This is a genomic window from Streptomyces coeruleorubidus (assembly GCF_028885415.1).
GTDB classification, from domain to species: domain Bacteria; phylum Actinomycetota; class Actinomycetes; order Streptomycetales; family Streptomycetaceae; genus Streptomyces; species Streptomyces coeruleorubidus_A.
The window spans coordinates 1,645,655-1,663,460 of the sequence record NZ_CP118527.1 but is presented as its reverse complement, the minus strand read 5'-3'; the positions used below and the strand labels follow the sequence as shown (position 1 = coordinate 1,663,460).

Annotated in this window: 11 protein-coding genes, 2 rRNA genes, 1 pseudogene and 1 riboswitch; of the genes and pseudogenes, 13 read left to right on the top strand and 1 reads right to left on the bottom strand. The window is 66.6% G+C overall.

The genetic code is table 11. The annotated features are described in order from the left end of the window. The first annotated feature begins 251 nt into the window (after positions 1–251). From PV963_RS07795 to PV963_RS07740, 12 genes and pseudogenes are all read left to right on the top strand, one after another. Positions 252–3,372 (top strand): 23S ribosomal RNA (locus PV963_RS07795). An 89-nt stretch (positions 3,373–3,461) separates the two neighbouring features. Then, a 5S ribosomal RNA gene (rrf, locus tag PV963_RS07790) occupies positions 3,462–3,578 on the top strand. A gap of 109 nt (positions 3,579–3,687) precedes the next feature. Beyond that, entirely contained in the window at positions 3,688–4,296 is a 609-nt protein-coding gene (locus PV963_RS07785; protein WP_189289258.1) for a CDP-alcohol phosphatidyltransferase family protein, read from the top strand. Between the two features lie 115 nt (positions 4,297–4,411). Then, positions 4,412–6,907 (top strand): mannose-1-phosphate guanyltransferase, encoded by a 2,496-nt coding sequence (locus tag PV963_RS07780; protein ID WP_274814912.1) that lies wholly within the window; start codon positions 4,412–4,414, stop codon positions 6,905–6,907. A gap of 98 nt (positions 6,908–7,005) precedes the next feature. Continuing rightward, on the top strand, positions 7,006–7,920 hold the full coding sequence (locus PV963_RS07775) for a DUF881 domain-containing protein (protein WP_274814911.1): 915 nt from the start codon (positions 7,006–7,008) through the stop codon (positions 7,918–7,920). Continuing rightward, on the top strand, positions 7,917–8,249 hold the full coding sequence (locus PV963_RS07770) for a small basic family protein (RefSeq protein WP_003988855.1): 333 nt from the start codon (positions 7,917–7,919) through the stop codon (positions 8,247–8,249). The genes PV963_RS07775 and PV963_RS07770 overlap by 4 nt, the downstream gene beginning before the upstream one ends. A gap of 5 nt (positions 8,250–8,254) precedes the next feature. Beyond that, a complete protein-coding gene (locus PV963_RS07765) occupies positions 8,255–9,181 on the top strand; it encodes a DUF881 domain-containing protein (RefSeq protein WP_274814907.1) in 927 nt (308 codons plus the stop codon). Between the two features lie 61 nt (positions 9,182–9,242). Next, positions 9,243–10,196, top strand: a complete 954-nt coding sequence (locus PV963_RS07760) for an FHA domain-containing protein (protein WP_274814906.1) — start codon at positions 9,243–9,245, stop codon at positions 10,194–10,196. Positions 10,197–10,247: 51 nt separating this feature from the next. Further along, entirely contained in the window at positions 10,248–10,982 is a 735-nt protein-coding gene (locus tag PV963_RS07755; protein ID WP_274814905.1) for a MerR family transcriptional regulator, read from the top strand. 85 nt (positions 10,983–11,067) lie between these two features. Then, positions 11,068–11,541: a bifunctional nuclease family protein gene (locus PV963_RS07750; protein ID WP_003988851.1), complete on the top strand. Its 474-nt coding sequence runs from the start codon at positions 11,068–11,070 to the stop codon at positions 11,539–11,541. 315 nt (positions 11,542–11,856) lie between these two features. Then, positions 11,857–12,540 carry a MerR family transcriptional regulator gene (locus tag PV963_RS07745; RefSeq protein ID WP_274814904.1) on the top strand — a complete coding sequence of 228 codons (684 nt, stop codon included), beginning with the start codon at positions 11,857–11,859 and terminating at the stop codon, positions 12,538–12,540. Between the two features lie 134 nt (positions 12,541–12,674). Further along, positions 12,675–14,231 (top strand): annotated as a pseudogene (locus PV963_RS07740) (DNA polymerase IV). Here the strand turns inward: PV963_RS07740 and PV963_RS07735 are convergent. Continuing rightward, entirely contained in the window at positions 14,150–14,524 is a 375-nt protein-coding gene (locus PV963_RS07735) for a PRC-barrel domain-containing protein (protein WP_274814902.1), read from the bottom strand. The pseudogene PV963_RS07740 and the gene PV963_RS07735 overlap by 82 nt on opposite strands. Before the next feature lie 113 nt (positions 14,525–14,637). Next, positions 14,638–14,733: riboswitch (glycine riboswitch) on the top strand. Between the two features lie 177 nt (positions 14,734–14,910). Here PV963_RS07735 and gcvP point away from each other — a divergent pair. After that, a complete protein-coding gene (gene gcvP, locus PV963_RS07730) occupies positions 14,911–17,796 on the top strand; it encodes an aminomethyl-transferring glycine dehydrogenase (protein ID WP_274814901.1) in 2,886 nt (961 codons plus the stop codon). Positions 17,797–17,806 lie beyond the last annotated feature (10 nt).

The window sequence follows — 17,806 nt, the reverse complement described above, 5'->3', positions numbered from 1 at the left end:
CGAGTGTCTGATGCTGGTTGCTCATGGGTGGAACGTTGACTACTCGGCACACTTGATCGTCTTCTCCTTCTAGTACTGCTCTTCGGAGCGTGGAACGTCGAGGGGAGCGGGGAGTGTGTCGGGCACGCTGTTGGGTGTCTGAGGGAATGGATTTTTCCTCAGCGCCGGCCCCAGTGAACTCGCCTGTGTAGGGCGGGGTGATGGGTGGCTGGTCGTTGTTTGAGAACTGCACAGTGGACGCGAGCATCTGTGGCCAAGTTTTTAAGGGCGCACGGTGGATGCCTTGGCACCAGGAACCGATGAAGGACGTGGGAGGCCACGATAGGCCCCGGGGAGTCGTCAACCAGGCTTTGATCCGGGGGTGTCCGAATGGGGAAACCCGGCAGTCGTCATGGGCTGTCACCCGCTGCTGAACACATAGGCAGTGTGGAGGGAACGCGGGGAAGTGAAACATCTCAGTACCCGCAGGAAGAGAAAACAACCGTGATTCCGGGAGTAGTGGCGAGCGAAACCGGATGAGGCCAAACCGTATGCGTGTGAGACCCGGCAGGGGTTGCGTATACGGGGTTGTGGGATCTCTCTTTCATGGTCTGCCGGCCGTGAGACGAGTCAGAAACCGTTGATGTAGGCGAAGGACATGCGAAAGGTCCGGCGTAGAGGGTAAGACCCCCGTAGTCGAAACGTCAGCGGCTCGTTTGAGAGACACCCAAGTAGCACGGGGCCCGAGAAATCCCGTGTGAATCTGGCGGGACCACCCGCTAAGCCTAAATATTCCCTGGTGACCGATAGCGGATAGTACCGTGAGGGAATGGTGAAAAGTACCCCGGGAGGGGAGTGAAATAGTACCTGAAACCGTGTGCCTACAAGCCGTGGGAGCGTCGGAATGAAGACTTGTCTTCATTCTCGTGACTGCGTGCCTTTTGAAGAATGAGCCTGCGAGTTTGCGGCGTGTTGCGAGGTTAACCCGGGTGGGGTAGCCGTAGCGAAAGCGAGTCCGAATAGGGCGGTTGAGTAGCACGCTCAAGACCCGAAGCGGAGTGATCTAGCCATGGGCAGGTTGAAGCGGAGGTAAGACTTCGTGGAGGACCGAACCCACCAGGGTTGAAAACCTGGGGGATGACCTGTGGTTAGGGGTGAAAGGCCAATCAAACTCCGTGATAGCTGGTTCTCCCCGAAATGCATTTAGGTGCAGCGTCGTGTGTTTCTTGCCGGAGGTAGAGCACTGGATAGGCGATGGGCCCTACCGGGTTACTGACCTTAGCCAAACTCCGAATGCCGGTAAGTGAGAGCGCGGCAGTGAGACTGTGGGGGATAAGCTCCATGGTCGAGAGGGAAACAGCCCAGAGCATCGACTAAGGCCCCTAAGCGTACGCTAAGTGGGAAAGGATGTGGAGTCGCAGAGACAACCAGGAGGTTGGCTTAGAAGCAGCCACCCTTGAAAGAGTGCGTAATAGCTCACTGGTCTAGTGATTCCGCGCCGACAATGTAGCGGGGCTCAAGCGTACCGCCGAAGTCGTGTCATTGCAGTAATACGGCCAACGCCGGCTGTGATGGGTAGGGGAGCGTCGTGTGCCGGGTGAAGCAGCACCGGAAGGTAGTTGTGGACGGTTCACGAGTGAGAATGCAGGCATGAGTAGCGATACAAACGTGAGAAACGTTTGCGCCGATTGACTAAGGGTTCCTGGGTCAAGCTGATCTGCCCAGGGTAAGTCGGGACCTAAGGCGAGGCCGACAGGCGTAGTCGATGGATAACCGGTTGATATTCCGGTACCCGCTGTGAAGCGTCAAACATCGAGCATCGTGATGCTAAGGCCGTGAAGCCGCCCCGGAGCCTTCGGGCAAAGGGGAGTGGTGGAGCCGCCGAACCAAGCGGTTAGTAGGTGAGTGATGGGGTGACGCAGGAAGGTAGTCCATCCCGGGCGGTGGTTGTCCCGGGGTAAGGGTGTAGGCCGTGCGATAGGTAAATCCGTCGTACATGTGGCTGAGACCTGATGCCGAGCCGATTGTGGTGAAGTGGATGATCCTATGCTGTCGAGAAAAGCCTCTAGCGAGTTTCATGGCGGCCCGTACCCTAAACCGACTCAGGTGGTCAGGTAGAGAATACCGAGGCGTTCGGGTGAACTATGGTTAAGGAACTCGGCAAAATGCCCCCGTAACTTCGGGAGAAGGGGGCCACGCCTGGTGAGGGGACTTGCTCCTCGAGCTGGGGGTGGCCGCAGAGACCAGCGAGAAGCGACTGTTTACTAAAAACACAGGTCCGTGCGAAGCCGTAAGGCGATGTATACGGACTGACGCCTGCCCGGTGCTGGAACGTTAAGGGGACCGGTTAGCTCCATTTCGGTGGGGCGAAGCTGAGAACTTAAGCGCCAGTAAACGGCGGTGGTAACTATAACCATCCTAAGGTAGCGAAATTCCTTGTCGGGTAAGTTCCGACCTGCACGAATGGCGTAACGACTTCTCGACTGTCTCAACCATAGGCCCGGTGAAATTGCACTACGAGTAAAGATGCTCGTTTCGCGCAGCAGGACGGAAAGACCCCGGGACCTTTACTACAGTTTGATATTGGTGTTCGGTTCGGCTTGTGTAGGATAGCTGGGAGACTGTGAAGCGCTAACGCCAGTTAGTGTGGAGTCGTCGTTGAAATACCAGTCTGGTCGTGCTGGATGTCTAACCTGGGTCCGTGATCCGGATCAGGGACAGTGTCTGATGGGTAGTTTAACTGGGGCGGTTGCCTCCTAAAGGGTAACGGAGGCGCCCAAAGGTTCCCTCAGCCTGGTTGGCAATCAGGTGTTGAGTGTAAGTGCACAAGGGAGCTTGACTGTGAGACCGACGGGTCGAGCAGGGACGAAAGTCGGGACTAGTGACCCGGCGGTGGCTTGTGGAAGCGCCGTCGCTCAACGGATAAAAGGTACCCCGGGGATAACAGGCTGATCTTCCCCAAGAGTCCATATCGACGGGATGGTTTGGCACCTCGATGTCGGCTCGTCGCATCCTGGGGCTGGAGTCGGTCCCAAGGGTTGGGCTGTTCGCCCATTAAAGCGGTACGCGAGCTGGGTTTAGAACGTCGTGAGACAGTTCGGTCCCTATCCGCTGTGCGCGTAGGAGTCTTGAGAAGGGCTGTCCCTAGTACGAGAGGACCGGGACGGACGAACCTCTGGTGTGCCAGTTGTTCTGCCAAGGGCATGGCTGGTTGGCTACGTTCGGGAGGGATAACCGCTGAAAGCATCTAAGCGGGAAGCCTGCTTCGAGATGAGGACTCCCACCCACTTGATGGGGTAAGGCTCCCAGTAGACGACTGGGTTGATAGGCCGGATATGGAAGCACGGTAACGTGTGGAGTTGACCGGTACTAATAGGCCGAGGGCTTGTCCTCAGTTGCTCGCGTCCACTGTGTTGGTTCTGAAACCACGAACAGCCCCATGCCATGGTCACGGTATGGTGCGGCTGACAGTTTCATAGTGTTTCGGTGGTTATAGCGTAGGGGAAACGCCCGGTTACATTCCGAACCCGGAAGCTAAGCCTTACAGCGCCGATGGTACTGCAGGGGGGACCCTGTGGGAGAGTAGGACGCCGCCGAACTCCTTTTAGAGCTCTGGCTCTTGGGCACACAGCCCGAGAGCCAGAGCGTTTTTGCGTTGAGGTAAGGTCAGGGAGCATCGTTGGAACGTTTCCCACAGGAGGCCCCCGGGTGGAGGTTCAGGAGACTCGCGTCCAGACGGACCGTGTGCTCACCATCCCGAACATCCTCAGCATGGCGCGCCTCGTCGGCGTGCCCCTCTTCCTGTGGCTGATTCTGCGGCCTGAGTTCGGTGGGCCCAAGAGTGACGGATGGGCTCTTCTGGTACTGGCCCTGAGCGGCATCAGTGACTACCTGGACGGCAAGCTCGCGCGGCGCTGGAACCAGATCAGCAGCCTGGGCCGGCTCCTCGATCCCGCGGCCGACCGGCTCTACATTCTTTCGACTTTGGTCGGCCTCACCTGGCGCGAGATTCTGCCTCTCTGGTTGACTGCTGTACTTCTGGCGCGGGAGCTGGTTCTGCTGGTGATGGTGGGCATCCTCCGCCGGCACGGCTATCCGCCGCCCCAGGTGAACTTCCTCGGCAAGGCCGCCACCTTCAACTTGATGTATGCCTTCCCGCTGCTCCTGCTCAGTGACGGAAGTGGTTGGATCTCGTCACTGGCTGCTATTTTCGGATGGGCGTTCGCCGGATGGGGTACAACGCTGTACTGGTGGGCAGGAGTCCTCTACGTGGTACAAGTCCGCCGCCTGGTCCGTGCGGACGCCATGGCCGATTGAACTCGCGGATTGGTCCCACTGATGCGGCCCGATGGCCCGGCGTGGAAAAGTGCGGGACAATCCTGGCGGGGGAAGTCGGCTAGACCGTCGTCTCTTAGAGGAGGACGCTTCCGACATGAAGGCCGTCGTGATGGCCGGAGGCGAAGGCACGCGCCTTCGCCCCATGACCTCAAGCATGCCCAAGCCGCTCCTGCCCGTGGCCAACCGCCCGATCATGGAGCATGTGCTGCGGCTGCTGAAAAGGCATGGGCTCAACGAAACAGTCGTAACTGTCCAGTTCCTGGCCTCGCTCGTCAAGAACTACTTCGGTGACGGCGAAGAGCTCGGTATGGAGCTCACCTATGCCAATGAGGAGAAGCCACTCGGTACCGCCGGAAGCGTCAAGAATGCCGAAGAGGCGTTGAAGGACGATGCCTTCCTCGTTATTTCCGGCGATGCGCTGACGGACTTCGACCTCACCGAGCTCATCAATTTCCACAAGGAAAAGGGCGCCCTGGTCACGGTCTGTCTGACGCGTGTGCCCAATCCGCTGGAATTCGGCATCACCATTGTCGACGAGGAAGGCAAGGTGGAACGCTTCCTCGAGAAGCCCACCTGGGGCCAGGTCTTCTCCGACACCGTGAACACCGGCATCTATGTGATGGAGCCCGAGGTCTTCGACTACGTCGAACCCGACGTGCCCGTCGACTGGTCCGGCGATGTCTTCCCGCAGTTGATGAAGGAAGGCAAGCCGATCTACGGCTACGTCGCCGAGGGGTACTGGGAGGATGTCGGCACCCACGAGAGCTATGTGAAGGCGCAGGCCGACGTCCTGGAGGGCAAGGTCGACGTCGACATCGACGGGTTCGAGATCTCCGCCGGGGTGTGGGTCGCCGAAGGGGCCGAGGTCCATCCCGACGCCGTGCTCCGCGGTCCGCTTTACATCGGGGACTACGCCAAGGTCGAGGCCGGCGCCGAAATCCGTGAGCACACCGTCGTGGGCTCCAACGTGGTCGTCAAGAGCGGCGCTTTTCTGCACAAGGCCGTCGTCCACGACAACGTCTACGTGGGGCCGCACAGCAATCTGCGCGGCTGCGTCGTCGGAAAGAACACCGACATCATGCGCGCGGCGCGGATCGAGGACGGGGCGGTCATCGGTGATGAGTGCCTGATCGGTGAAGAATCGATCGTTCAGGGCAATGTGCGGGTCTATCCGTTCAAGACCATCGAAGCCGGCGCCTTCGTCAACACCTCGGTGATCTGGGAATCCAGGGGACAGGCGCACCTATTCGGCGCCCGTGGCGTCTCCGGAATCCTGAACGTGGAGATCACGCCGGAGTTGGCGGTACGGCTTGCCGGTGCCTATGCGACGACCCTGAAAAAGGGCTCGACCGTCACCACGGCCCGCGACCACTCGCGTGGTGCCCGCGCGCTGAAGCGGGCGGTGATCTCCGCGTTGCAGGCCAGCGCCATCGACGTACGGGACCTGGAGAACGTGCCGCTGCCGGTGGCCCGGCAGCAGACGGCGCGCGGCAGTGCCGGCGGGATCATGATCCGTACCACGCCCGGGGTGCAGGATTCCGTCGACATCATGTTCTTCGACGGGCAGGGCGCGGACCTGTCGCAGGGCAGCCAGCGGAAGCTGGACCGGGTGTTCGCGCGGCAGGAGTACCGGCGTGCGTTCCCCGGGGAGATCGGTGATCTGCACTTCCCGGCGAGCGTCTTCGACTCGTACACCGGGTCGCTGCTGCGGAACGTCGACACGACCGGGATCGCGGAGTCCGGCCTGAAGGTGGTCGTGGACGCGTCCAACGGAAGTGCGGGACTCGTGCTGCCCAGTCTGCTGGGGAAGCTCGGTGTCGACTCGCTGACGATCAACCCGGGTCTCGACGAGTCCAGGCCGACGGAGACGGCCGACATGCGGCGGTCGGGGATGGTGCGTCTCGGTGAGATCGTGGCGTCCTCGGGGGCCGCGTTCGGGGTGCGGTTCGATCCCGTCGGTGAGCGGCTGTCCCTCGTCGACGAGAAGGGGCGCATCATCGAGGACGACCGGGCGCTGCTCGTGATGCTCGACCTCATCGCGGCCGAGCGGCGCAGCGGCCGGGTTGCGCTGCCGGTGACCACGACCAGGATCGCCGAGCAGGTGGCGGCGTACCACGGGACCCAGGTCGAGTGGACGACCACGTCTCCCGACGACCTCACGCGCGTGGGCGGTGAGGAAGGGACGATCTTCGGCGGCGACGGCAAGGGCGGCTTCATCGTCCCCGAGTTCAGCAGCGTGTACGACGCCACGGCGGCCTTCGTACGGCTCATCGGGCTCGTGGCGCGGACGCAGCTCACGCTCAGCCAGATCGACGCGCGGATTCCGCGGGCGCACGTCCTCAAGCGGGACCTGGCGACTCCGTGGGCCGTCAAGGGGCTCGTGATGCGGCGGGTCGTCGAGGCGGCCGGAGACCGGTTCGTGGACACCACGGATGGCGTGCGTGTCGTGGAGACGGACGGCCGTTGGGTGATGGTGCTGCCGGACCCGGCCGAGGCCGTCACCCACCTGTGGGCAGAGGGGCCGGACGACGCCTCCGCGCAGGCCCTGCTGGACGAGTGGTCGGCGGTCGTGGACAGCGCCGGCCGGTAGAACGGGCTGTACGCGTGCGTGCCGGACAAGTGTCCCCAAGGGGGCCTGTCCGGCACGCCGGTAGGGTCGTTCGGAGGTAGTGGCCGCGACGTGCGACGATGTGCGGCATGCCGCAGCAACCCCCCATTCGGAGCACACCGACGCGGCCCAGGCGCCCGGACGCGTCCATGTCGTTGATCACCAACGTCATGGACCACAGCCTCGACGACGGATACGCCGAGGCCGCCGCGCGGAAGAAGGCCGCGGGCGACGGTGGCATGCCGAAGACGCTGAGGGCGAAGCTGGGGCTTGCCGCCGGCCTGGTGCTCGCGGCCCTCGTCGTGACCGTGGGAGCGGCGCAGGCGCGGGTCGCCGCTCCGGTCGTCGCCAAGGAGCGCGAGGAGCTGGTCGACCGGATCGACCGGGAGGCCGAGGCGGCGGACAAGCTGGAGGACTCCGTCGACCGGCTGCGCGAGGACGTGAGCGCGCGACAGCGGGAGGCGCTGAAGCACAGTGGTGGCAGCGCCGAGTCCGAGATCGTGGGCATCCTGTCGGGCGCCACAGCGGTGCACGGCCCCGGCGTGAAGCTCGTGGTGAACGACGCCAAAGACGTCGGCACGGGCGGTGACGGCGACCCGCGCGATTCCACCGGCTTCGCCGACACCGGACGGGTGCGCGACCGGGACATGCAGCGCGTGGTCAACGGGCTGTGGGAGTCGGGAGCCGAGGCCGTCTCGATCAATGGGCAGCGGCTGACCGCACTGTCCGCGATCAGGGCCGCGGGGGACGCGATACTGGTCGACAACAAGCCGCTGGTGCCGCCGTACACGGTGCTCGCGGTGGGGGACGGGCAGGGACTGAGTACTCGGTTCCGGAACAGCGCGGACGGGCTGTATCTGAACGCGCTCCAGGAGAGCTACGGCATCAGGACAGGCATTTCCGTGGAGGAGGACCTCCGGCTGCCTGCCGCGCCGAGTGTGATCGTACGTACAGCACAGCCGAGCATTGAGAAGAGCGAGAAGGGCACATCGTGATCGCCGTACTGGGCCTCGTCGTGGGAGTCGTGGCCGGCCTGTTGGTCCGGCCTGAGGTTCCGGCGGTGGTCGAGCCGTATTTGCCGATCGCTGTCGTGGCGGCGCTCGACGCCGTCTTCGGTGGCCTGCGGGCCATGCTCGACGGCATCTTCGACGACAAGGTCTTCGTGGTGTCGTTCCTGTCGAACGTGGTGGTGGCCGCGTTGATCGTGTTCCTGGGTGACAAGCTGGGCGTGGGTGCCCAGCTGTCCACCGGTGTGGTGGTCGTCCTCGGTATCCGGATCTTCTCCAACGCCGCGGCGATCCGTCGGCACGTGTTCCGGGCGTGAGGCCGATGAGCGAGCACGACGACAAGCGCCCCGAGGAGAACGGCGACTCGCCCGCGAACCAGCGCGACGGGAGCGGCGAGTCCGGCAGCAGGCTGCGCAAGGAACTGCCCCAAGAGGTGTCCGCGCCGGCGTCCGCCGCCCAGGACACCCCGGAACCGGAACCCGAACCGGAGGCGGCCTCCGAGCCTGAGCCCGAGGCCGAGCCGCAGCTGACCGGACGGCAGCGGCTGGTGCAGGGGCTGTGGCCGCCGCGAGTCTCGCGGGCCCAACTCATCGTCGCGCTGTTGCTGTTCGGCCTCGGGTTCGGGCTGGCCGTGCAGGTGGCCTCGAACAGCGACAGTGACAGCGCGCTGCGCGGGGCGCGTCAGGAAGATCTTGTCCGCATCCTCGATGAACTGGATGACCGTACGCAGCGTCTTGAGGACGAGAAGCAGGGCCTTGAGAAGCAGCGCGACGAGCTGGAGAACAGCTCGGACCAGGCCGAGGAGGCCCGGAGGCAGACCATCGAGAAGGAGAGGCAACTCGGCATCCTGGCGGGCACCGTGGCCGCGCAGGGGCCCGGCATCACCATGACCATCGAGGACACGAAGGGGACGGTCGAGGCGGACATGCTGCTCGACGCGATCCAGGAGCTGCGCGCCGCGGGTGCCGAGGCGATACAGGTGAACGGCGTGCGGGTCGTCGCAGGCACGTATCTGACGGACTCCGGCAAGGGTGTGAGCGTCGACGGGAACAAGATCAACGCGCCCTATCGTTTCAAGGTCATCGGCAAGCCGCAGGACCTCGAGCCGGCGCTCAACATCCCCGGAGGCGTGGTGCAGACTCTCGAGAAGGAACAGGCCACGGTCACCATCGAGCGGTCGACCAAGATCGTCGTGGATGCCTTGCGGGCGGTGAAGCGGCCTGACTACGCTCGGTCGTCCTCCCAGTGAACCGGGGGTGCATGGGCGACGTCCGGCGAGGGCATGAGGTTGCGGGGGGTCGGCGCACCGAATGGGTGGTGCGTGGTGGAAACTGTCTGGTGCAGACGGACGTTGTCAGGATGTCCGGGTCGGCCAGAGTGTTCAGTCAGGGTTCGTCCTGCCCCACGGGCGGGTCTGTTTCGGTCAAGGGGAATCGCCCGTGAAGTTGTTTGCGAAGTTGTTCGGCAAGAGCGCGCGAGAGGGTAGCGACAACGCGACCGCGCGCCATCGCGCACAGCCTGACGCGGAGGGCCAGCGGCCGCTGTTCCGGGACCAGGTCGGTGGTCCGGGCGGTGACGTTTCCGGAGGTCAGGGCGCGCCGTCGGTTGACCCTGCGCAGCCCGGCGGCATAGGTTTCGGGCAACCGTCAACCTCAAGTGCGGGTGGAGGGTTTCCCGACCCGTATGCGTCCAATGCCCCCGGTGGGCAGCCGCGGCAGGAGGATCCGATGTCGGCCCTGGTGTGTACGAGGTGCGGTAACCGCAACGCGGAGAACAGCCGCTTCTGCTCCAACTGCGGCGCGCCGCTGCGGGCCGGGGCGGCGGCGGAGCGTCCTTCCGAGACGACCTCCACGATCTCCATCTCCGGTCTCGAGGCCTACGACAGCGAGACCACCGGCCAGACGCAGATGCCGACGCTGTCCCCCGAGGCGCAGGCTGCCGTCGACGCGCTGCCGCTGGGCTCCGCGCTCCTGGTCGTGCGCCGCGGGCCGAACTCGGGCAGCCGCTTCCTGCTGGACGGCGATCTGACCACGGCCGGGCGGCATCCGCAGAGCGACATCTTCCTGGACGACGTGACGGTCTCCCGGCGTCATGTGGAGTTCCGCCGAGGCCAGGACGGTTCGTTCACGGTGGCCGACGTGGGCAGCCTGAACGGCACGTACGTGAACCGCGAGCGGATCGACCAGGTCGCCCTGAACAACGGTGACGAGGTGCAGATCGGCAAGTACCGGCTGGTCTTCTACGCCAGCCAGCGGGGCTACTGACCGGATTCCGTCCGGGGAACCCCGCGCAGGTCCGTCCGTCAGGGAAGGTCCATGCTTCAAACACCGAGCGGCGGTGCCGGGCACGGCGCCGCCGCCACGGACAGGCTGATGAGCATCGGCACGGTGCTGAACGTGCTGCGCGACGAGTTCCCCGAAGTCACCATCTCCAAGATCCGTTTCCTGGAGGCGGAGGGGCTGATCGAGCCGCAGCGGACCCCGTCGGGGTATCGCAAGTTCAGCGCGCACGACGTCGAGCGTCTCGGTCATGTCCTGAGGATGCAGCGAGACCACTATCTGCCCCTGAAGGTGATCCGCGAGCACCTGGAGGCCATGGAGCGCGGCGAGGCAGTCCAGCTGCCGGCGCTGAGCCGTCAGCGTGACGGCGACACGGTGCCCGAGTCCCCCGAGGCGCCCACGGCGGCCAGGATCGGGCGCGACGAGCTGCTCGCCGCCGCCGGTGTCGGCGAGGAGGAGCTCAGGGAGTGGGAGTCGTACGGGCTCGTCACCCCACTGGAGGACGGGGTGTACGACGCGGAGGCGGTCACGGTGGCCTCGCTGATCGCCGAGCTGGGGCGGTTCGGGATCGAACCGCGCCACCTGCGGGTGATGAAGGCCGCCGCCGATCGCGAGGCCGGGCTCGTGGACCAGGTGGTGGCCCCGCTGAAGCGGCACCGGAACCCGCAGACCAGGGCTCATGCACAGGCCCGTACGAAGGAGCTCGCGGGGCTCACCGTGAAGCTTCATGCCGCGCTGGTGCAGACGGCGCTCGGCGTGCGGCTGCCCTGAGACGGGGCCGGTCGCAGAGGCCGGATCAGGCGCCCGTTCCCGGCCCGACTACCCAAACGTCCCGGGCACGGCCTAGGGTTGCTGTGTGAACGAGCTCGATGTCGTAGGTGTCCGGGTGGAAATGCCCTCCAACCAACCGATCGTGCTGCTGCGTGAAGTGGGAGGCGACCGTTACCTCCCGATCTGGATCGGACCGGGGGAGGCGACGGCGATCGCCTTCGCCCAGCAGGGCATGGCTCCTGCGCGGCCGCTGACCCACGACCTGTTCAAGGACGTGCTGGAGGCCGTCGGTCAGGAGCTCACGGAAGTGCGCATCACGGACCTACGTGAGGGCGTCTTCTACGCGGAGCTGGTCTTCGCCAGCGGCGTCGAGGTGAGCGCCCGCCCGTCCGACGCCATAGCGCTGGCCCTGCGCACCGGGACGCCGATCTACGGCAGTGACACGGTGCTCGACGACGCCGGTATCGCGATCCCGGACGAGCAGGAGGACGAGGTGGAGAAGTTCCGCGAGTTCCTCGACCAGATCTCCCCGGAGGACTTCGGCAGCAGCAGTCAGTGAGCGCCCGGATTCCGGTCAAGCGGGACGGCGGGGGCATCAGCGGTCGGTGAGGTCTGTGGGCGGCCCGGCGGACGAAGTGGTCCGCGGCAGGGTCGCCCGCCGCATGTGTGACGGGCGAAATGCCCGTATGTGCCGGAGGCGAGTGAGAGCGTCACGCGGCCCGACTCGAAGGCATTCGGCTAGCCTTTCCCCGCGGTGGGGCACGGGAAACCACTCTTAGGGTGATTATCACTCGGCGTGGCGAGTGTGGCGATCGTTGACGCACCCCTGGTGACTGCCTACCGTCGAGAAGGCAGGTCAAGGACGGAGGTCGGCGTGAGAAGCAGCGGCGACGGTACGGCTGGGGGTGGCCCCGAGCGCAGTCTCAGGGCGAGCGGTCCGTACCCTCCCTCGGGCTCACGGCTCCGCGCGAGCGGGGCTTGTCCACAGCCCGGCGGCGCGGCTGATCACGCTCCGCAGCGACCGAAGGCCGTGCCGAGCAGCGGAGGGACGACGTCCATGGCGTCCGAGCACATCGGCTATCGCGGCCCCACGGCCTGCGCGGCCGCCGGTATCACCTACCGGCAGCTGGACTACTGGGCCCGCACCGGCCTCGTCGAGCCGAGCGTGCGTCCCGCCTACGGGTCGGGGACACAGCGGCTGTACAGCTTCCGGGACGTCGTCGTCCTGAAGATCGTCAAGCGGTTCCTCGACACCGGGGTGTCGCTCCAGAACATCCGCACGGCCGTCCAGCACCTCAGGGAACGCGGTTTCCGCGACCTGGAGCGGATGACGCTGATGAGCGACGGAGCCACGGTCTACGAGTGCACCTCGCCGGACGAGGTCCACGCCCTGCTCCAGGGGGGCCAGGGGGTCTTCGGGATCGCCGTCGGCGTGGTGTGGCGGGATGTCGAGAGCGCGCTGTCCCAGCTGCACGGGGAGCGGATCGACACCGGCGAGACCCTGGTCGGGTCCAACCCGGCGGACGAGCTGGCGCGACGGCGGAACAGGGCCGTCTGAGTCGTCCGGCTGTGTGGTGCCTCCGTGGCCGTTACAGGCGGGACGTTTCCGCGCTGGGCTGCAAGCGGTTTCTCCCGGGGGTGTCAGGGCGGTTGTCCGGGGCGTTGTCAGTGGCGTAGGGCAGCATCGGAGATGTGAGAACCGCGCCCACGATCCTGCATCTCGACATGGATGCCTTCTTCGCCTCGGTGGAGCAGGCGTCCAAGCCGAGTCTGCGCGGGAAAGCCGTCGTCGTGGGCGGGCTGGGGCCGCGTGGCGTCGTGGCCACGGCGTCGTACGAGGCGAGGGTCTTCGGGGTGCATTCGGCGATGCCCATGGGGCAGGCCCGGCGGCTCGCCCCCAACGCCGCGTATCTCGTGCCGCGCTTCGGGTTCTACAAGGCGATCAGCGAGCGGGTGATGGAGCTGCTGCGGGCCCTGTCGCCACTGGTGGAGCCGCTGAGCCTGGACGAGGCGTTCGTGGACCTGGAGGCCGGGGGGGCGGCCTGGGACGAGCAGTCGGCGCGGCTGGTCGGGGCGCAGCTGCGCGCGGACATACGGGCCGTCACGGGACTGACAGGGTCGGTCGGGCTGGCCGCCTCCAAGATGCTCGCGAAGATCGCCTCGGAGCAGGCCAAGCCCGACGGGCTGGTGGTGATCGAGCCGGGCACCGAGCGGGCGCTGCTCGGGCCCATGTCGGTGCGGACACTGCCGGGGGTCGGGCCGGCGACGGGCGACCATCTGCGGCGGGCCGGGATCACCACGATCGAGGAGATCGTCGAGGCGGGCGAGGACGAGATGGTCCGGCTGCTGGGAAAGTCGCACGGGCACGGGCTCTACGCCATGGCGCTGGCGCGGGACGACCGGCCTGTCGTGGCGGAGCGGGAGGCGAAGTCGGTGTCGGTCGAGGACACCTACGACGTGGACATTCACGACCGGCTGCGGGTCGGTCTCGAGGTGCAGCGGCTCGCCGACCGGTGCGTGCGGCGGCTGCGCGGGGCCGGGCTGTCCGGGCGGACCATCGTGCTGAAGGTGCGGCGGTACGACTTCTCGACGCTCACCCGGTCCGAGACGCTGCGCGGGCCGACGGACGATCCCGGGGTGATCCGCGAGGCGGCGGCCCGGTTGCTGGACTCGGTCGACACCACGGGCGGTGTGCGGCTGCTCGGGGTGGGTGTCAGTGGGCTCGCCGACTACACGCAGGAGGATCTCTTCGCGCAGGCGGCGGGGGAGCGGGCGGAGGCGCAGGGGCCGGTCGAGGAGCCTGCCGCGGGGCCCGTCGAGGAGCAGTCGGCGCTCGCCGAGCGGCGGTGGCCCGCCGGGCACGACGTACGGCATGCGGAGTTCGGGCACGGGTGGGTGCAGGGGAGCGGTCTGGGGCGGGTCACGGTGCGGTTCGAGACGCCCGGCTCGGAGCCCGGACGGGTGCGGACCTTCCGGGTCGACGATCCGGATCTGGAACCGGCGGATCCGTTGTCGCTGGTGTTAGCGAGACCGGAGGAGAGCCGCGGGCCGGAGGGTGGGTCGGGAGCTGTGGGGCTGCGGTCCGCCGCCCCTTAGACGGCAAGACGGCAAGACGGCAAGACAGCAAGACAGCTGGACGGCAAGACAACTGGACGGGTTGTCGGGCTTCAGGCCGTCTCGTCCGTGCCTGCCAGTCTGCCGAGGTCCTGGTCGGCGAGCGGGGGAGGCGCGGCGACGTCCAGGCCGTAGTGGTGGTAGAGCTGGAGTTCCTGTTCCGGGGAGAGATGGCGGCCCACGCCGAAGTCGGGGGCGTCCTTGATCAGGGCGCGGTCGAAGGGCACGTGGAGGGCGCCGTCGATCAGTTCGCTCGGCTCGAGGGGGACGAAAGCGTCCCTGCTGAACAGGCCGGTCCGTATGGCCGCCCACTCCGGCTCGCCGGTGGCGTCGTCGAGGTAGACCTCGTCGATCGTGCCGATCCTGGTTCCGTTGCGGTCGAACGCCTTGCGGCCGATCAAGTTGCGCGGATCGATATCGGTTCGCACGGGCCCTCCACATGGTCGCAACTGATCCGTAAGCACTACAAAACGGCACAATCGGAGAGGCGGCCACTCGAAGGTTCGTGCGTTGACCGCGCTGGTACTCTGGCAGCGGCTGCTGACCCCGTGCGGGAGAGTCCTCCAGGCACCATCGGAGGCGCCGAAGGAGCAAATCCTCCCCGGAATCTCTCAGGCTCACGTACCGCATGGACGAGGTCACTCTGGAAAGCAGGGCGGGTGTCGACGGCTTCCGCTCTCACCGACGGTGAAAGCCGGAGGCCTTCGGGCGATCCGGTGAAGCTCTCAGGTCGAGATGACAGAGGGGGAGGCCGTTCGGGTACCCGTGCCGTGGTGCCCCTCGAAGGTCGTGTCAGACCAGGAGGCCTCCGCAAATGACCGCCCATCGCATTCCGCTCTCCGAGCTCGAAGAGGCAGTTCCCTTCGAGCAGCGCCACATCGGCCCCGACCACGAGGCCCGCGCCAAGATGCTCGCGCAGGTCGGCTACGGCTCGCTGGACGAGCTCACGGCCGCCGCGGTCCCGGCCGTGATCAAGAGCACTGAGGCGCTGGACCTGCCGGGCGCCCGCAGCGAGGCCGAGGTGATCGCCGAGCTGCGCTCCCTCGCCGACCGCAACCAGGTCCTCGGCTCCATGATCGGACTCGGGTACTACGGCACGTTCACGCCGCCGGTCATCATGCGCAACGTCATGGAGAACCCGGCCTGGTACACGGCCTACACGCCGTACCAGCCGGAGATCTCGCAGGGGCGGCTCGAGGCGCTGCTCAACTTCCAGACCATGGTCGCCGACCTCACCGGACTGCCGACCTCCGGTGCCTCGCTGCTCGACGAGGGCACCGCGGCCGCCGAGGCCATGGCGCTGTCGCGGCGCCTCGGCAAGAACAAGAAGGGCCTGTTCCTGGTCGACGCGGACGCGTTGCCGCAGACCATCGCCGTGATCCAGACCCGGGCCGAACCGACCGGCGTCGAGGTCGTCGTCGCCGATCTCGGCGAGGGCATCCCCGCCGAGATCGCCGAGCGCGAGATCAACGGCGTGCTGATCCAGTACCCCGGCGCCTCCGGAGCCGTACGGGACATCAAGCCGGTCATCGACCAGGCGCACGAGCTCGGGGCGCTCGTCACCGTCGCCGCCGATCTGCTCGCGCTGACGCTGCTGAAGTCGCCCGGTGAGCTCGGCGCGGACATCGCCGTCGGGACGACGCAGCGCTTCGGTGTGCCGATGGGCTTCGGCGGCCCGCACGCCGGTTACATGGCGGTCAAGGAGAAGATGGCGCGCAGCCTCCCCGGGCGGCTCGTCGGCGTCTCCGTCGACGCCGACGGGAACAAGGCGTACCGGCTGGCGCTCCAGACGCGTGAGCAGCACATCCGCCGCGAGAAGGCCACCAGCAACATCTGCACCGCCCAGGTGCTGCTCGCCGTCATGGCCGGCATGTACGCCGTCTACCACGGACCGGCGGGCCTGAAGGGCATCGCGCGGCGCACCCACCGGTACGCCACGGTTCTCGCCGCCGGGCTCGCGAACGGCGGAGTCGAGGTCGTGCACGGCTCCTACTTCGACACGCTGACCGTGCGCGTCGAGGGCCGGGCCGCCGACGTCGTGGCCGCCGCGCAGGAGAACGGGGTCAACCTCCGTCTCGTCGACGCCGACCACGTCTCGATCGCCTGCGACGAGACCACCACGCGGGCCCAGCTGCGTGCCGTATGGGCCGCCTTCGGTGTCGAGGGTGTCGTCGAGGCGCTGGACGCGGCCACCGGGGACGGGCTTCCGGACGCGCTGCTGCGGACCGACGAGTACCTGACGCACCCCGTCTTCCACCAGCACCGCTCCGAGACGGCCATGCTGCGCTACCTGCGCCGGCTGGCCGACCGCGACTACGCGCTCGACCGGGGCATGATCCCGCTGGGCTCCTGCACCATGAAGCTCAATGCGACCACGGAGATGGAGCCGGTCACCTGGCCCGAGTTCGGTCAGCTGCACCCCTTCGCGCCCGCCGAGCAGGCCGGGGGCTACCTCACGCTCATCCACGAGCTGGAGGACCGTCTCGCTGAGGTCACCGGGTACGACAAGGTGTCCCTCCAGCCGAACGCCGGGTCGCAGGGCGAGCTGGCCGGTCTGCTCGCCGTACGCGGGTACCACCGGGCCAACGGCGACGAGCAGCGCACGGTGTGCCTGATCCCGTCGTCCGCGCACGGGACCAACGCCGCCAGCGCGGTGATGGCAGGCATGAAGGTCGTCGTCGTGAAGACGGCCGATGACGGTGAGATCGACGTCGAGGACCTGCGGGCGAAGATCGAGCAGTACCGCGACGAGCTGGCGGTGCTGATGATCACGTACCCGTCCACCCACGGTGTGTTCGAGGAGCACGTCGCCGACATCTGCGCGCAGGTGCACGAGGCGGGCGGGCAGGTCTACGTCGACGGGGCCAACCTCAACGCGCTCGTCGGGCTCGCCAAGCCGGGGCACTTCGGCGGGGACGTCTCGCACCTGAACCTGCACAAGACCTTCTGCATCCCGCACGGCGGCGGTGGTCCCGGCGTGGGTCCGGTGGCGGTGCGTGAGCACCTCGCTCCGTACCTGCCGAACCACCCGCTCCAGCCCGAGGCGGGTCCGGAGACAGGTGTCGGTCCCATCTCCGCGGCGCCGTGGGGTTCCGCCGGCATCCTGCCGATCTCGTGGGCGTACGTCCGGCTCATGGGCGGCGAGGGGCTGAAGCGGGCCACGCAGGTCGCGGTGCTCAGCGCCAACTACATCGCCAAGCGGCTGGAGCCGCACTACCCGGTGCTCTACACAGGCCCCGGCGGGCTGGTCGCGCACGAGTGCATCATCGACCTGCGGCCGCTGACCAAGGCGACCGGGGTGAGCGTCGACGATGTCGCCAAGCGGCTGATCGACTACGGCTTCCACGCGCCGACGATGTCGTTCCCGGTGGCCGGGACGCTGATGATCGAGCCGACCGAGTCGGAGGACCTGACCGAGCTGGACCGGTTCTGCGAGGCGATGATCGCCATCCGCGCGGAGATCGAGAAGGTCGGCTCCGGCGAGTGGCCCGCGGACGACAACCCGCTGCGGGGCGCCCCGCACACCGCCGGGGCGCTCGCCGGGGAGTGGGAGCACGCCTACAGCCGTGAGGAGGCCGTCTTCCCGGCCGGTGTCTCGGTCGCCGACAAGTACTGGCCGCCGGTGCGCCGCATCGATCAGGCCTTCGGCGACCGGAACCTGGTCTGCTCCTGCCCGCCGCTGGACGCGTACGAGGACTGATCTGCCGGCC

What these genes read in the sequence shown, in the direction of transcription:
- gcvP (WP_274814901.1), top strand. Translation starts at nt 14,911, where the DNA reads ATGACCGCCCATCGCATTCCGCTCTCCGAGCTCGAAGAGGCAGTTCCC.
- PV963_RS07760 (WP_274814906.1), top strand. Translation starts at nt 9,243, where the DNA reads ATGGGTGGTGCGTGGTGGAAACTGTCTGGTGCAGACGGACGTTGTCAG.
- PV963_RS07765 (WP_274814907.1), top strand. Translation starts at nt 8,255, where the DNA reads ATGAGCGAGCACGACGACAAGCGCCCCGAGGAGAACGGCGACTCGCCC.
- PV963_RS07775 (WP_274814911.1), top strand. Translation starts at nt 7,006, where the DNA reads ATGTGCGGCATGCCGCAGCAACCCCCCATTCGGAGCACACCGACGCGG.
- PV963_RS07755 (WP_274814905.1), top strand. Translation starts at nt 10,248, where the DNA reads ATGCTTCAAACACCGAGCGGCGGTGCCGGGCACGGCGCCGCCGCCACG.
- PV963_RS07780 (WP_274814912.1), top strand. Translation starts at nt 4,412, where the DNA reads ATGAAGGCCGTCGTGATGGCCGGAGGCGAAGGCACGCGCCTTCGCCCC.